The 15304-nt window shown below is 70.6% G+C and carries 13 protein-coding genes; 9 read left to right on the top strand and 4 right to left on the bottom strand.

Annotated features, from left to right (window positions below):
- Window positions 1–154: 154 nt before the first annotated feature.
- Window positions 155–1645 (bottom strand): MFS transporter, encoded by a 1491-nt coding sequence (locus tag ABT367_RS21225; protein WP_352254633.1) that lies wholly within the window; start codon window positions 1643–1645, stop codon window positions 155–157.
- Between the two features lie 160 nt (window positions 1646–1805).
- A complete protein-coding gene (locus ABT367_RS21220; RefSeq protein ID WP_352254632.1) occupies window positions 1806–4004 on the bottom strand; it encodes a TerD family protein in 2199 nt (732 codons plus the stop codon).
- A gap of 158 nt (window positions 4005–4162) precedes the next feature.
- Here ABT367_RS21220 and ABT367_RS21215 point away from each other — a divergent pair, with 158 nt between their 5' ends.
- The 3 genes from ABT367_RS21215 to ABT367_RS21205 all read left to right on the top strand — a co-directional run bounded on the left by ABT367_RS21215 (window position 4163) and on the right by ABT367_RS21205 (window position 6197).
- Complete coding sequence (locus ABT367_RS21215; protein ID WP_352254631.1) at window positions 4163–4738, top strand: dihydrofolate reductase family protein; 576 nt, start codon at window positions 4163–4165, stop codon at window positions 4736–4738.
- 84 nt (window positions 4739–4822) lie between these two features.
- The gene (locus ABT367_RS21210) at window positions 4823–5356 is read left to right on the top strand and encodes a sigma-70 family RNA polymerase sigma factor (RefSeq protein WP_199548129.1); all 534 of its coding nucleotides are present in this window, start codon (window positions 4823–4825) and stop codon (window positions 5354–5356) included.
- Window position 5357: 1 nt separating this feature from the next.
- Window positions 5358–6197, top strand: a complete 840-nt coding sequence (locus ABT367_RS21205; protein ID WP_352254630.1) for a hypothetical protein — start codon at window positions 5358–5360, stop codon at window positions 6195–6197.
- 95 nt (window positions 6198–6292) lie between these two features.
- Here the strand turns inward: ABT367_RS21205 and ABT367_RS21200 are convergent, their stop codons facing one another.
- Window positions 6293–9610: a S8 family serine peptidase gene (locus ABT367_RS21200; protein ID WP_352254629.1), complete on the bottom strand. Its 3318-nt coding sequence runs from the start codon at window positions 9608–9610 to the stop codon at window positions 6293–6295.
- A 272-nt stretch (window positions 9611–9882) separates the two neighbouring features.
- Between ABT367_RS21200 and ABT367_RS21195 the strand changes: the two genes are divergently transcribed.
- The 5 genes from ABT367_RS21195 to ABT367_RS21175 all read left to right on the top strand — a co-directional run bounded on the left by ABT367_RS21195 (window position 9883) and on the right by ABT367_RS21175 (window position 14004).
- Window positions 9883–9966: a putative leader peptide gene (locus ABT367_RS21195; RefSeq protein WP_352254655.1), complete on the top strand. Its 84-nt coding sequence runs from the start codon at window positions 9883–9885 to the stop codon at window positions 9964–9966.
- Window positions 9967–10150: 184 nt separating this feature from the next.
- Complete coding sequence (locus tag ABT367_RS21190) at window positions 10151–11032, top strand: ABC transporter permease (protein WP_352254628.1); 882 nt, start codon at window positions 10151–10153, stop codon at window positions 11030–11032.
- A complete protein-coding gene (locus ABT367_RS21185; RefSeq protein WP_352254627.1) occupies window positions 11005–11745 on the top strand; it encodes an ABC transporter ATP-binding protein in 741 nt (246 codons plus the stop codon). Before ABT367_RS21190 ends, ABT367_RS21185 begins: the two co-directional genes overlap by 28 nt.
- Window positions 11746–11773: 28 nt before the next feature.
- Complete coding sequence (locus ABT367_RS21180) at window positions 11774–12802, top strand: ABC transporter substrate-binding protein (RefSeq protein WP_352254626.1); 1029 nt, start codon at window positions 11774–11776, stop codon at window positions 12800–12802.
- A gap of 2 nt (window positions 12803–12804) precedes the next feature.
- A complete protein-coding gene (locus tag ABT367_RS21175; protein WP_352254625.1) occupies window positions 12805–14004 on the top strand; it encodes an LLM class flavin-dependent oxidoreductase in 1200 nt (399 codons plus the stop codon).
- A gap of 127 nt (window positions 14005–14131) precedes the next feature.
- On the opposite strand, the gene ABT367_RS21170 is transcribed toward ABT367_RS21175, so the two are convergent.
- The gene (locus ABT367_RS21170; RefSeq protein ID WP_352254624.1) at window positions 14132–14587 is read right to left on the bottom strand and encodes an NUDIX hydrolase; all 456 of its coding nucleotides are present in this window, start codon (window positions 14585–14587) and stop codon (window positions 14132–14134) included.
- Between the two features lie 445 nt (window positions 14588–15032).
- On the opposite strand from ABT367_RS21170, the gene ABT367_RS21165 reads away from it, so the two are divergent.
- A partial coding sequence (locus ABT367_RS21165; protein ID WP_352254623.1) for a twin-arginine translocation signal domain-containing protein occupies window positions 15033–15304 on the top strand: 272 nt, incomplete at its 3' end.

The raw sequence follows: 15304 nt of genomic DNA, 5'->3' as shown, positions 1-15304 counted from the left end.
GTGACTCCTTCTGCTGTGGCGCTCTGGCTCCGTGCGCCTGCCCTGGGGACGGTCCCATCATGCGGTGACGTGGGGCACTCGTGTCCAATCGTTTGCCCAGGAAGCGAGACGGGCGCGCGGTCCGGCCCGGACGCCGCCGGACCGCGCACCGGGCTCAGGCGCGGTCGTACTGCGCCTGCACCAGCTCCCTGGCCTCCTCACGGGTGGCCACCGAGGGCGGCGAACCCTCGAGCGGCTTGCCCGCCGACTCCTTCAGGGTGGCCACCGCGATGATGCCGACCACGGCGAAGGCCATCACGTAGTACGCGGGCATCAGGTCGTTCCCGGTCGCGCTGACCAGCGCCTCCACGGCCAGCGGCGCGGTACCGCCGAACAGGGACACCGAGATGTTGAACGCGATCGCGAGCGCGCCGTACCGCAGCGCCGTGGGGAACAGCGCGGGCAGCACCGAGGACATCGTGGCGAGCAGGCAGAGCAGCGGCAGACCGAGCAGCATGAGGCCCGCGAAGACCGAGATCCAGTGTCCGGTGCCGATCAGGAGGAAGGCCGGCACGGGCAGGACGAGGAAGCCGATCGACCCGGCGAGCAGCAGCGGCTTGCGGCCGATGCTGTCGGAGAGCCGCCCGACCGCGTTGATGAGCGCCATCAGGATCAGCATCACGATCACGATCGCCATCAGGCCCGCGGTCCCGGAGTAGCCGACGGTGTTCTGCAGATACGTCGGCATGTACGACAGCAGGATGTAGTCCGCGACGTTGTACGCGGCGACCAGCGCGATGCAGACCGTGATGGCGGGCCACAGACCCGCGAACCGCTGCAGGAACGGCACCTGCTCCTGCGGCGCCGCGTGCGCCGAGGACTCGTCCTCCATCTGCTGGAACGCCGGGGTCTCCTCCAGCCTCATCCGCAGATAGAGACCGACCAGGCCCATCGGGGCGGCGACCATGAACGGGATGCGCCAGCCCCAGTCGAGCATCTGCGCGTCGCTGAGCACGGTCTGGAGGACGGTGACGAGCACGGCCGCGAACGTGTAGCCGATCAGCGTGCCGAACTCCAGGAAGCTGCCGAAGAACCCGCGCCGCTTGTCCGGGGCGTACTCGGCGATGAAGGTGGCCGCGCCGCCGTACTCACCACCGGTGGAGAAGCCCTGCACCATACGGAAGAAGATCAGCAGCGCCGGCGCCCACAGACCCACCGTGGCGTAGCCCGGGAGCACGCCGATGGCGAAGGTCGCGGTCGACATCAGGATCATCGTCAGGGCGAGGACCTTCTTGCGGCCGATCCGGTCGCCGAGCGGACCGAAGACCATGCCGCCGAGCGGACGCACGAGGAAGGCCGCGGCGAACGTCGCCAGGGACGACAGGACCTGCGCGGTGTCGTTCCCGGAAGGGAAGAAGACCTTGCCGATGGTGACGGCGAGATACGCGTAGACGCCGAAGTCGAACCACTCCATGGCGTTGCCGAGCATCGTCGCCTTCACGGCGCGCTTCACCGCCGGCTCGGGCGTCACGGTGACATCGGTCTCGCGCAGCTTGGGGTTGCGCCGGCGCAGTGCCGCGCGGCGCAGGAAGTGGTGGTTCGAGCCGGGGTTCGAATGGAGCGGCTGCTCCTCGGGCGCGGGTGGGGTGTCCACCGGTGCGGACATGCGGGTGCTCCAGCAGGGGTTATTCGGTGCTTATCCGCCCAGGCTGAGGCATCCGAAAGGCCGTGCGCTCCCGGCAAAAGCCCCCGGTGACCAGGACGTCCGTCCTTGATCAACAGGGGCTTTGGTCCATCCGGGCCGCGGGTGTGCGCGGACTTCGGCGCTACACCGACAGCTCCCATTTGCCCGCGATCCGCACCTGCAGGAAGCCGGGGCCCGCGACGCGGAACTTTCCCGGTCCCACCTGGAGGCGGTCCACCGGCTCGAACGAGGCGTCGAGCCCCCAGACCGCGCCGATCACCCCGCCGTCCCCCTTGAAGACCAGATCCGCTCCGGGACCGGAGTAGTACACGAGCGTGTAACCACGCCCCTCGATCTTGCGGTCGAAGGACCCGGCGGACTGCGCGGCGGCCGGGGTGAGCTTCCAGGCCGTCTCACCCGGGGCGCGCACGCTGACGTAGCACTCGCCGTTCTGCACCCAGACCGGTCCGCTGACGGGCCGCCGCCCGTTGCCGGCCTGTGCGGTGATCGCCGTACGCCCACCGGTCTGGACCGAGTTCACCACCAGGGGAGTCTCGTCCCTGGAGGTGCGCTCCAGCGTCAGCATCATGGGCGCACCCGTGTGCCGGAACACCGCGCGGCCCACGCCCTCGACCGGACCCTGCAGTGGCGGCGCGTGCTCCAGCGGCATCGGGCGCAGACTCCAGTCGCCCGCACCCTTGATCCGTATCCGTATCTCCGCCTGTCCCTCGCGGAACGCGACGACCCGGCCGGTGTCCCCGTCCTGGGAGCCCTCGAGGAAGGTCTCGGCCTCGTCGTACTCGTCGAGCAGCTCGGTCCGGTATCCCCAGCTGTCCTCGGAGACGATCGTGTAGTCGAGCAGACAGGGCCGGCCCGGGGTCGGGTTGACCAGCGTCACCGTCTGCTCGCCGCGCCCCTCGTACATCCCGGTCCGCTGGGCGATGACGGGATCCGGGGTGGGCAGCGGGCGGGCGCGCAGCGACCAGGCGCCGTCCGCCTCGATGAGCAGGATCAGCGGGCCCTCGGTGAGCGGGAAGGTCTGGTTCAGGCGGCCGACCTCGTACATGAGCAGATCGCGCTTGTCCTCGTGCACGGTGCCGGCCGGTGCCGTGTAGATCGACATGGAGCCGCCCTCGTCGTCCCCGTCCTCGTCGCCGGCGAAGCTCACGTCGAGATCCGCGAGCTTTCCCCGGTACGTGAGGACCTCGGGGCCGCGTCCCTGCAAGCCCTCGCCGAGCTCACGGGCCACCGACACGGGGCGGATCTGCACGGTCCAGTCGTTGTCGGCGTCCACCCGCAGCCGCAGCGGGCGGTTGCCCTTGTGGTGGACGGCGGCGCTGCCGCGCAGGTCCACGAGCGTGGTGTTGAAGAGGAGATCGTCGTCCTTGTTGCGGCGGTTGAGCGTGTAGACGCAGGTGTAGCCCTCGCCCTGGTGCCACAACTCGACCAGGACCGGCCCCTCGGGCAGCCCGTCCACCGACACGACGCCCTGCCCGCGCCCGCGCTGCACGTACACGGGGAACTCCGGGCCGAAGGAGACGGGGCGGGCGTCCTGCGGCGCGGCGGGGTGCGGTACTTGGGGCTGGGCATCCTGCGGCGCGGCGGCCTGGGGCATGGCGGGCTGCGGCTGCTGGTACGCGGGAGCGGGGTGGGGCTGCTGGTACGCGGGAGCCGGCCCCGGCTGCTGGTACGCGGGAGCCGGCCCCGGCTGCTGGTACGCGGGAGCCGGCTGGGGCTGCTGGTACGTGGGCGCGTAAGCCGGTGCGGCATGCGCGGGGGCCTGAGCAGGAGCGGCGACCGGTGCGGGCGCCGCCCCGTCCACCACGATCCCGAAGTCCGTCGCGAGACCGGCGAGCCCCGTGGCCCACCCCTGCCCGACCGCACGGAACTTCCACACCCCGTCGCGCCGGTAGAACTCCCCGAGCACGAAGGCCGTTTCGGCCGCCGCGTCCACCACCGGGTAGTGCGCGACCGGCGCCCCCGACGCGGCGCTCACGGCCTGTACGTAGAGCCCGGGCACCGCGCCGAACGTGCCGCCCTCGCACGAGGCCGCGATCACCACGCGCTGGACGACGGGCTCGATCCGCGCGAGGTCGAGTTCGAGCCACTGCGCGAGCTGTCCGCCGCCTTCGGTCGCCCCCAGGTGGCGCACCGCGCCCGAGGGGTGCTGGGGCTGGTTGTAGAAGACGAGATCGGCGTCCCCGCGCACCTTGCCGACGGCGTCGAGCAGCAGGGCGGAGGCGTCCACGGCGGGCGAGCCGGACTGTGCGAGGCGGCTCACGGCCACCCGGAGCACCTCGGTGGGCACCGGCACATTGGCGCCCTTGATCATGTGCGACATGTGCTCATAGTTGCAGTTCAACTCCCGTGAGTCGATGAGTAGTTCGATGTTTGCGTTCGTAAGCAGAAGGGGTGAAACGGGGGACATGGGCGGCGATGAGTTCTGCGGCCGGACCCGGTCTGCCCCGTAACGATTGCTCACACGTAAGGAGAACCCTCATGAGCGTCACCTACACCTTCGATGTCTTCTCCAGCCTCGACGGCTACGGCGCGGCGGGCGGCGACTGGACCGGCTACTGGGGCAAGCAGGGCCCCGAACTCCTGGAGCACCGGCTCGCCCTGTACGAGGAGGAGCAGCGGATGGTCTTCGGGGCCGCCACGTTCGGGCTGTTCAAGGAGATGCTCGCGAACAGCACCGAGGACGCCGATGTGCGCGACCCCTGGGTCACGCGGATGGTGAACACGCCGATGACGGTGATCTCGAACTCGCTGAAGGAACCTCTCGACTGGCCGGACGCGACGGTCGCGCGCGGCGACGCGGTCGAGATCGTCGCCCGCCTGAAGGAGGAGTCGAAGGTGCCGCTGCGCTCGCACGGCAGCCTGACCCTCAACCGGGCGCTGCTCGCCGCCGGTCTGGTCGACCGGGTGCACGTGACGCTGTTCCCCGTCATCACCGGCCGCACCGGGCTCGACCCGGTCTTCAAGGGCGCGGAGGACTTCGATCTGGAACTGCTCGAGCACCGCACGCTCGACGGCCGCGTCCAGGAGCTCGTGTACCGGCCCACGCTGCACTGAGAAACTTCCACCGCCTCGGGGCGAACGTTTCGGCCCGCCCCCGCGTCGTAAGGGCAGAACGGGGTGAGGAAGGGGTGGGCTTTGCTGCGCAGAGGGACGCTTCGGCGCGGGCGGGGAGCGGAAGAGGGGGATCCGCGGGACCCCCTGGACCCGGCTCAGGTGAGCCGGGTCCGGGCGGTCCTCGCGCTCGGCGGCGTGCCCGCGTCCGAACTGCCGGACGGGGTGCAGCAGGTGCGCCTCAAGCTGCTCGAACGGGCCGCCGACGGACGCGAGGCGCCCCGTGACGTGTCCGCCTGGGCCGCCGTCGTCGCCTCCAACTGGGCGATGGACTACCACCGGGCCCGCCGCCGCCAGGAGCGCCTGGGGGAGCGGCTCGCCTCGCTGCGTGCGGAGAGCCATGCGGTGGAGGAGAGCAAGGTGCTCTCGATGGCGGTCGCGAAGGGGCTCGACGAACTGACCGACACCCAGCGGCAGGTGGTCGTGCTGCGCTTCTACGCGGATCTGTCCGTCCGTGGCATCGCGGAACGGCTCGGCGTCCCCGAGGGCACGGTCAAGAGCAGGCTGCACGGTGCGGTACGGGCCCTGCGCGCGCGGCTGCACGAGGGCGAGGTGGTGTGACGTGGCCGGCGACAAGAGCTTCAAGGCCGATGCGTACGAGCCGGACGACCTGCTGATGGCGGCGATCACCGGTGCGGACGTGCCGGAGGAGCTCGCTCAGGACGCGGGGTATCGGGCCGCGCTCGGAGACCTCGATCAACTCCGGTTCGCACTCCGCGAGTTGGGCGATGAACTCGCCGCCGAGCCGGTCGGGGATCCGGTGCCCGCTCCGGCTCCGGTGCCGCCTCGCGTGCAGCCCGCAAGGGTACGGACGCGCCGGCTCTTCGCCGTATCGGTGCGGGTGGCCGTCGCGGCCTGTGCGCTCGCCCTGTTCGGGGGGCTGTTCTGGCTGGGGGCGCAGGACGGGTTGCACATGGGCGCGGCGGACTCGGACAAGAGTGCCGGGGAAGGCGTTCGAGGGCCGGCGCACGACAGCGGTGGCGACCACAAGGAGGGCGAGGGCGAAAAGGGCGCCGCCTCCCGCGCGCCCGACTCCGACTCCGCCCAGAGCGACGCCGGGTTCAGCCGCGCCGAGCAGATCGCCTGCGCCAAGGTCCTCGTCGAGGGCAGGGCGACCGAGATCGTCGTGCGCAAGGACGGCAAGGTGGACGTCACGGTCGAGGTGGACCGCTGGTACCGGCCGGAGCAGTCCGCAAGGACCCACGCGACGACGACCGTCACGCTGCCGGCGCTCGTCGCGTCGGACATCGAGCGCGGTGAACTCGTCCTGATCAACGTCCCCTTGCACCCCGAGGACGGCTACGACGCCGAACAGGGCGGGGGCGTGGACGACGTACGGCCGGAGCTCCTCGAAGCCCTTCCGGAGTCCCGCACCCTCGACTGCCCGGACCCGCTGCGGTGAGAAAAAGGGCGGGCGCCCGGAAACCGGACGCCCGCCCCTGTTCGTACCGATCGGAGCTCGGAGTTCTCAGCTCAGACCACTGAGAGAGCCGTCCCTTACGGAATGACCTTCTCGATCTTCACACTGCCCGAACCCGCAGCAGTGCCCTTGCCGTTGAGGATGCGGACCTCGCCGAAGAACTGGCGTCCCTCGGGAGCGGCACCGGCGACGAGGACCTCGGCGGAGACCGCGGCCGACGCGCCCTGCGCCAGGTCGATGCTCTTCGAGCCGTCGACCTTCAGCTCGCCGAGCGACGGCGCGAAGTACAGGTCGAGGTAGTCGAAGGCCGTGGTCCCGGCCGGGACGTCATAGCCGTCCACGACCGCGATGTACTGACCGGCGGCCGGCTTCGGCAGCGAGACCGCCTCCTCCGAGTCGCCGTCCGCGGCCGAACCGACCAGCGTGCGAACGCCGTTCACCTCGAGGTAGACGGCCAGGTCCAGGTCGGCGCCCTTGTCGGCGGTGTTGCCGATCGACACGTCGAGCCGCTCGGTGCCGGCCGGAACCGTCACCGCGTACTCCTGCGACTCGTGGTGCGCGATCGTCGGACGCGCCTGCTTCGACGAACCCAGCGAACCGCCGGCGAGCTTGCCGCCGGTGATCGGACCGAACTCGTTGGTGACGTTCCAGTCCACCGCGGTCGGCGTGCCGATCTTCGCCTCGGCGACGGTCTGCACCGCCGGGTCGAAGGTGACACCGAGCGCGGTCGCCGTCAGCTCGTACGGGTTGTCGAGCAGCGGCGACGTACGGCGGGACTCGACCTCGATCTCCCAGACACCCGGCTGCGGGTTCGCGTACGAACGCAGGTCGGGGCGGCAGGTGTTGGCCGGGTTGTTGTAGTTCGGGTAGCAGTTCGGCGTGCCGGTCGGGTCGACCGGGACACCGTACGGGTGGATCGAGATGAAGCGGGTCTGGCTGCCCGCCTTCAGACCGCCGAGCGCGACCTCGAAGGTCTTGGCGCCCGCGGGGACCGTCACGAAGTACGACTTGTGGCTGTTGCGCTGCACCGAGCCCGAGGCCTTGAAGGCGTACGAGGGCTTGGCGAGCTGCGCCGAGGCGACCACGGTCGTCATGATCTGCTTGTCGACGCCCTCGGTGCGCTCGTCGTCGAGCTCCAGGATCGCGCTGTGGATCCCGGCGGAGCCGGCCTTCGCCTGGACCTTCACGGTCACCGGCTTGTTGAGCGGCAGCGAGACCTCGTCGTCACCGAGGACACGGAACGTGCCGTCGTTGTTCTCGAAGTCCAGCTCGTGCTCCACCGCACGGCTCGAACCCGACGTACGCGTGATGGTGACGTCGTACGTCTTGCGCTCGCCGACCTTCAGACCGCCCTCACGGTCGTAGAGACCGGTGCCGAAGCCGGGCGTGGCCAGGAACTCGTCGATCGCGGTGTCGACCGGCGCCGAGACCTTGTAGCCGTGCGCGGTCGCGCCGTCCTCGATGGCCTCCCACGCGTCCTCGATGTCGATGAGGCCCGCGCCTTCCTCGTGCGCGCCCACACCGGGGATGTGGTTCGCGGTCGAGGTGAGCGCGGTGCGCAGGGTGAGCGGCGAGAGCTCGATCTTCTTCTGCTTCGCTGCCGAGATGAGCAGCGCCGAGGCGCCCGCGGCCTGCGGGGACGCCATCGAGGTGCCCTGCAGCATCGAGTAGCCGGCCGGCAGGGTGTAGCCCGCCTCGGCGACCGGGCTGCCGGGGATCCAGGTCTGCGTGGTGTTGATCGCCGCACCCGGGGCGGACAGGGTCGGCGTGAAGCCGCCGTCCTCACGCGGACCGCGCGAGGAGAACGGCATCATGGCGTACCGCTTCTCCACGCCCGAGCCGTAGTTGGCGGCCCAGGTCTCCTTGGAGATGGTCGCGCCGACCGAGATCACCTTGTCGGCGAGCGCGGGGTCGCCGATGGTGTTGGTGCCCGGGCCGCTGTTGCCGGCCGAGATCACCAGCTGGACGCCGTACTCGTCGATGAGACGGGTGTACAGCGCGGCGCGCGCGTTGTTGCCGTCGTTCAGCGGCGGCAGACCGCCGATCGACATGTTCACGATGTCCACGCCACGGTTGGTGACGAGGTCGATCATGCCCTCGGTGAGCGCGACGTTGGTGCAGCCGCCGCCCCACGAGCAGGCGCGCGAGGAGACCAGCTTGGCGCCGGGCGCCGCACCGTTCATCCGGCCGCCGAACAGCGAGTTGGCGGCGGTGATGCCGGCGACGTGGGTGCCGTGCTCGGACTCGATGATGCCGATGTTGACGAAGTCGGACTTGGCTCCGGCCGCGTTGTAGACGACGTCCTTGCGGATCTCGACCACGAACGGGACGCGCTCGACGACGTCGGTCGCCGGGTTGTCGGTGCCGAAGTAGCCGACCTGGAAGCCGCTCTTGTACGGCTTCATGGCTTCGTCGTTGGTGAAGTTCTTGTCGTCGTTCAGGTCGACGCGGACCGTGCCGGCGGCCGCGTCGTACAGGACGCCCCACAGGTCGGTGGTGTCGCCGTCCCGGTTCAGGTCACCGTTCGCGTCGCCGCCGGTGGAGGCGGACTCGCGGAAGTACTGCACCTGGTAGCTGCCCGCGGGCGCGGTCCAGGTCTTGCCGTCGAAGGTGAACGTCGGCCCGGCCACCGGGGCCACCGCGTTCATCCGCCGCCAGGTCGCGTCGCCGTCGATGACCGGGTCGGTCGCGGTGACCCAGTCGACGATCTTGCGCTCGCCCGTGGTGGTCTTCTGCAGCGCCGGGTGGCCGAGGTCGACACCCGAGTCGAGGATGCCGATGGTCACCCCGCGGCCGTCGGCCTTCGGGTTGTCCTGCACGAAGTCCACCGCGCCCGTCTCGAAGGACGGGTTGTACGGGTTCTTCGCGGGGGTCTTCTTGCCCGGCGCCGGGTACGAGCCGGGAGCCGTGCCCCCGGCGCTCTTCGCGCCCTTGGCGCGGTCGGCGGCCGGTGTCGGGTCGTCGAGCTCGATCTCGTGCAGCAGATCGATGCCCTTGACCGACGAGAGCGCGGAGGCCTCCTTGATGGCGGCCTTCGCGCTCTTGGTGGGAACGGTGGCCCGGACGTAGCCGAGCTTGTCGTTCCGCTTGCCGACGATGCCGCCCTTGACCTCGTCGAAGGTCTGCGCGGCCTGCTCGGTCGCGCCTTGCGTGGTGGCCACCATGACCGTGACGGTCTTCTCGCCTTCGGCCTCGGCCTGGGCGAGCAGCTTGGCGTCGTCGGAGCCGAGCTTCTCGGCTGCGGACTTCGCGGGAGCGGGCTCACCGCCGGGGTCGGCGGAGAAGGCGGGCACGGGCCCTGCGGCGCCGAGCGCCGCAACAAGCCCTGCCGCCACGGCTATTCGGGCCGCGCGTCTGGCACCCGGTCGGGGTGCGCGCGGGGATTCGAGCGTCATCTGCGTCCCTGTGTGAAAGACGGGCAGGAAAGGGAAAACCGATCCGTAATTCGGTCCGTAATCCGGTACCGAATGACCGCTCAGCATTACGTATGGGACTGCTGTTTGAGGAGGGCAGTCCGTGGCGGGAAGGGGTCATGGCGCACTTCCGCCATACGCCAGCGGGGGCGAAGGGGGTGATACAGGGCTGAACGGTCCACGTCTCCTTACGGATGTCCGCAGAGCGAGACGATGATTGACCGCAGAAGGATCAACTCGCTACGTTCGGCGACATGTTGCGTTCAGTCATGCTCACCACGCGCGGTCACATCGACCTGCTGCGGGTGGCCTCCGCCGCGTGTCGTCGCGGCCGCTGACCCCTCTGCGCAGCTTTTCCCGCTGAGCCCCGGTGGCCTTTGCGTGCCTCCCGGCGCTCTTTGTATGCCTCTTTGAATTCGGTGCGCTGTTTTCCGTGCGCCGTCGTCGAGGGGTGATTCCCGGCCGCCCTGCGCGCGCCGTCCGGCAGGCCCCGTAACGGGCCCTCGTACGCCTGGAGTTCCCGTGACCGTCAGTCATGCCCCACCGCAACCCGGCGCACCCGAAATATCCCTGCAAAAGCGGCAGGCGCCCCCCTCTGCTCCTGACCTGGAACCCCTGCTCTCCACCCGCACCCACCGGCCCCGCGTCCCCCGCTGGCTGCGCCGCACCAGCGGACCGCTGCTGCTGCTCGGCCTGTGGCAACTCCTCAGCTCCACCGGCGTACTGACCGCCGAAGTGCTCGCCTCACCCGGCACCATCGCCGGCGTCGCCCGCGATCTGTTCGCCGACGGCTCGCTCCCGCAGGCCATGGGTGTCTCGCTGCAACGGGTCGCGGTCGGACTGCTTTTCGGGGCCGTCATCGGGATCACGCTCGCCCTGCTCTCCGGGCTCTTCCGGATCGGCGAGGACCTGGTGGACGCCGGGATGCAGATGCTGCGGACAGTGCCGTTCGTCGGGCTCATCCCGCTGTTCATCATCTGGTTCGGGATCGGCGAGGCACCCAAGATCGCCATCATCACGCTCGGCGTGGTCTTCCCCCTCTACCTCAACGCGTACGCCGGGATCCGCGGCGTCGACTCCCAGCTGATCGAGGCAGGACAGTCACTGGGCCTGTCCCGCTGGGGACTTGTGCGGCACGTCGTCCTGCCGGGCGCCCTGCCCGGCGCGCTCACCGGACTGCGCTACGCGCTCGGCGTCGCCTGGCTCGCGCTCGTCTTCGCCGAGCAGGTCAACGCCGACGCGGGGATCGGGTTCCTGATGATGCAGGCCCGCGACTTCCTGCGCACCGACGTGATCGTCGTCTGCCTGATCGTCTACGCCTTCCTCGGCCTGCTCGCCGATCTCGCCGTCCGCACCCTCGAAAGGCTGCTCCTGCAATGGCGACCGACCTTCACCGGCCAGTGACCGGCTCATCCGCGGCAGTACGGGTCGAGGGGCTCAGCCGCACCTTCGACGGCCGCCGCGTCATCGACGACCTCGAACTCACCGTGCAGCCGGGCGAGTTCGTGGCCCTGCTCGGCCGCAGCGGATGCGGGAAGTCCACGCTCCTGAAGATCCTCGCAGGACTCGACCGCGAGATCGACGGCACCGTGCTCGTGCCGCGCCGCAGGGCCACCGCGTTCCAGGCGCCGCGGCTCCTGCCCTGGAAGAAGGTGTGGCGCAACGTGCTGCTCGGGCTCCCGGGCCGCCCCGGCCGCGAGGTGGCCGAGCAGGTGCTCGCGGAGGTCGGTCTCGGCCACCGTGCCGACGCCTGGCCCAAGACGCTCTCCGGCGGCGAGGCCCAACGCGGCTCGCTGGCCCGCGCGTTGGTACGCGAACCGGACCTCCTGCTCCTCGACGAACCCTTCGGCGCCCTGGATGCCCTCACCCGGCTCAAGGCCCAGCACCTGGTCGGCGAGGTGTGGCAGCGGCGCGGCTGCGCGGTGCTCCTGGTCACCCATGACGTGGAGGAGGCCGTGCTGCTCGCGGACCGGGTCCTGGTGATGGAGGACGGAGTGATCGCCCACGAGGTGAACGTCGGCCTCGACCGCCCCCGCTCCCTCACCGACCCGCGGTTCGCGGCCCTGCGCGGGGAACTGCTCGATCTGCTCGGCGTCGGCCCCGTGCACGCCTCCTGAACATCCGTACAAGCAAAGGAACATCGCCATGCGCGCACGCCGCATCCTGCCCGCCCTGCTCCTCCCGCTCACCCTCCTCGCCACCGCCTGCGGCGGCTCCTCCTCCGCCGACACCGGCGGCGACGGGACCGACGGCAAGGGCTCGCTCACGCTCAACGTCGGTGACCAGAAGGGCGGTTCGGAGGCCGTGCTGCGGGCCGCGGGGGAGCTCGACGATCTCGATTACAAGATCAAGTGGTCCACGTTCACCTCCGGACCACCTCTCCTCGAAGCCGTCAACGCCAAGGCCGTGGACATCGGAGCGGTCGGCAACACCCCGCCGGTCTTCGCGGCCGGCGCCGGCTCCGAGATCACGGTGGTGGCCGCCAGCCACGGCAGCCCCGCCGGCGAGGCGATCCTCGTACCGGAGGACTCACCGCTCAAGAGTCCCGAGCAGCTCGAGGGCAAGTCCGTCGCCGTCGCGCAGGGCAGCTCGGCGCACTTCCAGCTGATCTCCGCCCTCAAGAAGGCGGGCCTGACCCTCGAGGACATCGAGGTCAGCTATCTGCAGCCGGCCGACGCACTCGCCGCGTTCAACGGCGGCAAGGTGGACGCCTGGGCGGTCTGGGACCCGTACACCTCGCAGGTGCTCACCGCGAAGCAGGGCAAGGTCCTCACCGACGGCGAAGGCGTCGTCAACGGTCTGAGCTTCCAGGTGGCGTCCCCCTCGGCGCTGAAGGACAAGAAGAAGTCCGCCGCGATCGAGGACTATCTGGCGCGACTGCGGCGGGCCCAGGACTGGGTGTTCGACCACCCCGAGGAGTGGGCGAAGGTCTGGGCGAAGGACACCGGACTGCCCTACGAAGCGGCCCTCGCGGCCGTGAAGCGCTCCAACGGCACACGGGTCCCTGTCGCCGTCGACAAGGCCGCCGTCGCCTCCGAGCAGCAGATCGTCGACACCTTCGCCGAGCTGAAGCTGATCCCGCGCAAGGTCACCTTCGCCGATTTCGTGGACCCCCGCTTCAACGGCGACCTGCCGCCCTCCACCACGCCGGCCCGCATCTACAAGGAGAAGTGACCATGACCGTCCACCTGCACTGGTTCCTGCCGACCGGCGGCGACGGCCGCACGCTCGTCGACCGGCACGCCTACACCGACGGCGGCATCAAGCGCTCCCGGATCACCCCCATCAGCGGGGTGCGGGCGCCCGACATCGAGTACCTGGCCCAAATCGCCAAAGCCGCCGAACAGTTGGGCTTCGAGGCGGTCCTCACGCCGACCGGCACCTGGTGCGAGGACGCCTGGCTCACCACGGTCGCGCTGGCCCAGCACACGGAGCGGTTGAAGTTCCTGGTGGCGTTCCGGCCCGGCGTGATCTCACCGGTGCTCGCCGCGCAGATGGCGGCCACCTACCAGCGCATCACGCGCGGCCGGCTGCTGCTCAACGTGGTGACCGGCGGCGACTCCACGGAGCAGCGCCGCTTCGGCGACCATCTCGGCCACGATCAGCGTTATGCCCGTACGGACGAATTCCTCTCCGTCGTACGGGGAGCATGGGGCGGTCTTCCGTACGACTTCACGGGTGAGCACTACCGCGTCGACGGCGCCCTGACCGCGCTGCCGCCGGACCCGCTGCCGCAGATCTTCTTCGGCGGGTCCTCACCGGCGGCGGGGCCGGTGGCGGCACGGCACTCGGATGTGTATCTGACCTGGGGTGAACCGCCGGCGCAGGTCAAGGAGAAGATCGACTGGATCCGGGGGCTCGCGGAGGCGGAGGGGCGGACGGTCCGCTTCGGGATCAGGCTGCACTCGATCTCGCGCGACTCGTCCGCGGAGGCCTGGTCGGTGGCGCACCGGCTGCTCGACGACCTGGACACGGAGACGGTCGCCGCGGCCCAACAGGCTCTCGGGCGCAGCGAGTCGGTGGGCCAGCAGCGGATGCTCGCACTGCACGGAGGCAGCCGCGACCGTCTCGAGATCGCACCGAACCTGTGGGCCGGGGTGGGGCTGGTGCGCGGTGGTGCGGGGACCGCGCTGGTCGGGTCGCACGGGGAGGTCGCGGACCGGATCGAGGAGTACCACGCCCTCGGCGTCGAGCACTTCGTGCTCTCCGGCTACCCGCACTTGGAGGAGGCGTACTGGTTCGGGGAAGGCGTGATCCCGGAGCTTGTCGCGCGCGGTCTGACCGGGCCGGTTCCGGGGGTGGGCCGCCCCCTGACAAACGGCCGCCCGGCCTCGGCGCCGGGCGGAGCGCCGTTGGTGGTGGCCGGCGGCCGGTAAGGGGGTGGTCGGGGGACCGATTGTCTTGCGGAGTAGGGGATTTGGGGCTTTTGCGGCGACAGATGGTCCCCTATTGGAGGCGGAGGCGGAGGCGGAGGCGGGGGCGGGGGAGAGGGGGTGTCCCCTCTTACCGCTCTGCCTCCACCCGGCCCACCGCAGGGCGCTTGCGCCACAGGCCCAAGCCGACGTCGACCAGACCCACCCGCGGCAGGCCCGCCACCGAGTCCAGTGGGTGCCAGGCTGCCATGTCGGTCGAGCCGTCCGTCTCGTGGCGCAGGTCGCCCCCGGTGATCTCACCCTCGTACACAAGGCGCAGCCCGTGGAAATCCGCGAACGAGCCGAGCTTGCGCGGATAGCGGCGGCGGATGGAATCCACGCCTAGCAGCGTGACGGGCCGCACCGCGTACCCCGTCTCCTCCTCGGCCTCGCGGATCACCGTGTCGTACGGATCCTCGCCGTGCTCCATCCCGCCGCCCGGCAGCGTCCACCGCTTGCTGCCGTCCCCGGCCACCCAGCGGGCGAGCAGAAGCTGCCCGTCGCGTACGCAGACGGCGTAGGCCGCCACCCTCAGCTCTTTGTGCACCCTGCACACGTTAAGGGCTGGACACCTTCCGGCAGACCTCCGTTCCCCAAACGGCCCCCGGGCGCCGGGCGCGTGGGCTACCGACGCCGGGCGCGTGGGGACCGACGCCGAGCGCACCGGCTGCTGGCGCCCGGCCCGTCGGCTGACGGAGCCCCGCCCGCCGGCTACCGGAGCCCAGCCCGTCGGCTACCGGCGGCGCGCCCGCGGCCTACCCCGCCGGATGAACGCAGCGTGACCGCTTCCGGTCGAGCCGACGAGCCCCCCATGAGCCGCGGATGACGACCGCACCGGGCCGTGATCCACGTACGGAGATCGGCCCGCGACGTTGCGGTCTCGTTTACGCACAGGTCATCCCCGCTGCCAACGATCCAGTACGAGCGGGGAGTTCGACGAGCAGCCTGTCGGTCACCCCCGCGAACCGCGTTCGTACCCGGGGAGACGCGCCATGCCGCGCACACGCTCTGTCGCCACCGCCCTCGACCGCCGTTCCTTCCTCGCCGCCGCGGGCGCCGTCTCCGCCTCGACCGGCATCGCCCTCGCCATCGGGCTCGACGGAGGCGGCCACGAAGCACAGGCCGCCCGGCCCGCACAGCCGCTCGACCGGCTCAGCAACCGTCCGGCTCCGGCCCCGCCCCTCGCGCCGTACAACCGCGGCACCACGCTCAGCACCGTCGCCGCCCCGGGCTCGGGCCGCGGCTACCGGCGGCTCGGCAGCGG

Origin of the sequence: Streptomyces mesophilus (genome assembly GCF_040300965.1) — a bacterium.
GTDB classification, from domain to species: Bacteria; Actinomycetota; Actinomycetes; order Streptomycetales; family Streptomycetaceae; genus Streptomyces; species Streptomyces mesophilus_A.
Note: the sequence above shows the minus strand (reverse complement) of the source record. Positions and strands in the feature narration are given on the sequence as shown.

What these genes read in the sequence shown, in the direction of transcription:
- ABT367_RS21225 (WP_352254633.1), bottom strand. Translation starts at nt 1,645, where the DNA reads ATGTCCGCACCGGTGGACACCCCACCCGCGCCCGAGGAGCAGCCGCTC.
- ABT367_RS21220 (WP_352254632.1), bottom strand. Translation starts at nt 4,004, where the DNA reads ATGTCGCACATGATCAAGGGCGCCAATGTGCCGGTGCCCACCGAGGTG.
- ABT367_RS21215 (WP_352254631.1), top strand. Translation starts at nt 4,163, where the DNA reads ATGAGCGTCACCTACACCTTCGATGTCTTCTCCAGCCTCGACGGCTAC.
- ABT367_RS21200 (WP_352254629.1), bottom strand. Translation starts at nt 9,610, where the DNA reads ATGACGCTCGAATCCCCGCGCGCACCCCGACCGGGTGCCAGACGCGCG.
- ABT367_RS21195 (WP_352254655.1), top strand. Translation starts at nt 9,883, where the DNA reads ATGTTGCGTTCAGTCATGCTCACCACGCGCGGTCACATCGACCTGCTG.
- ABT367_RS21185 (WP_352254627.1), top strand. Translation starts at nt 11,005, where the DNA reads ATGGCGACCGACCTTCACCGGCCAGTGACCGGCTCATCCGCGGCAGTA.
- ABT367_RS21180 (WP_352254626.1), top strand. Translation starts at nt 11,774, where the DNA reads ATGCGCGCACGCCGCATCCTGCCCGCCCTGCTCCTCCCGCTCACCCTC.
- ABT367_RS21175 (WP_352254625.1), top strand. Translation starts at nt 12,805, where the DNA reads ATGACCGTCCACCTGCACTGGTTCCTGCCGACCGGCGGCGACGGCCGC.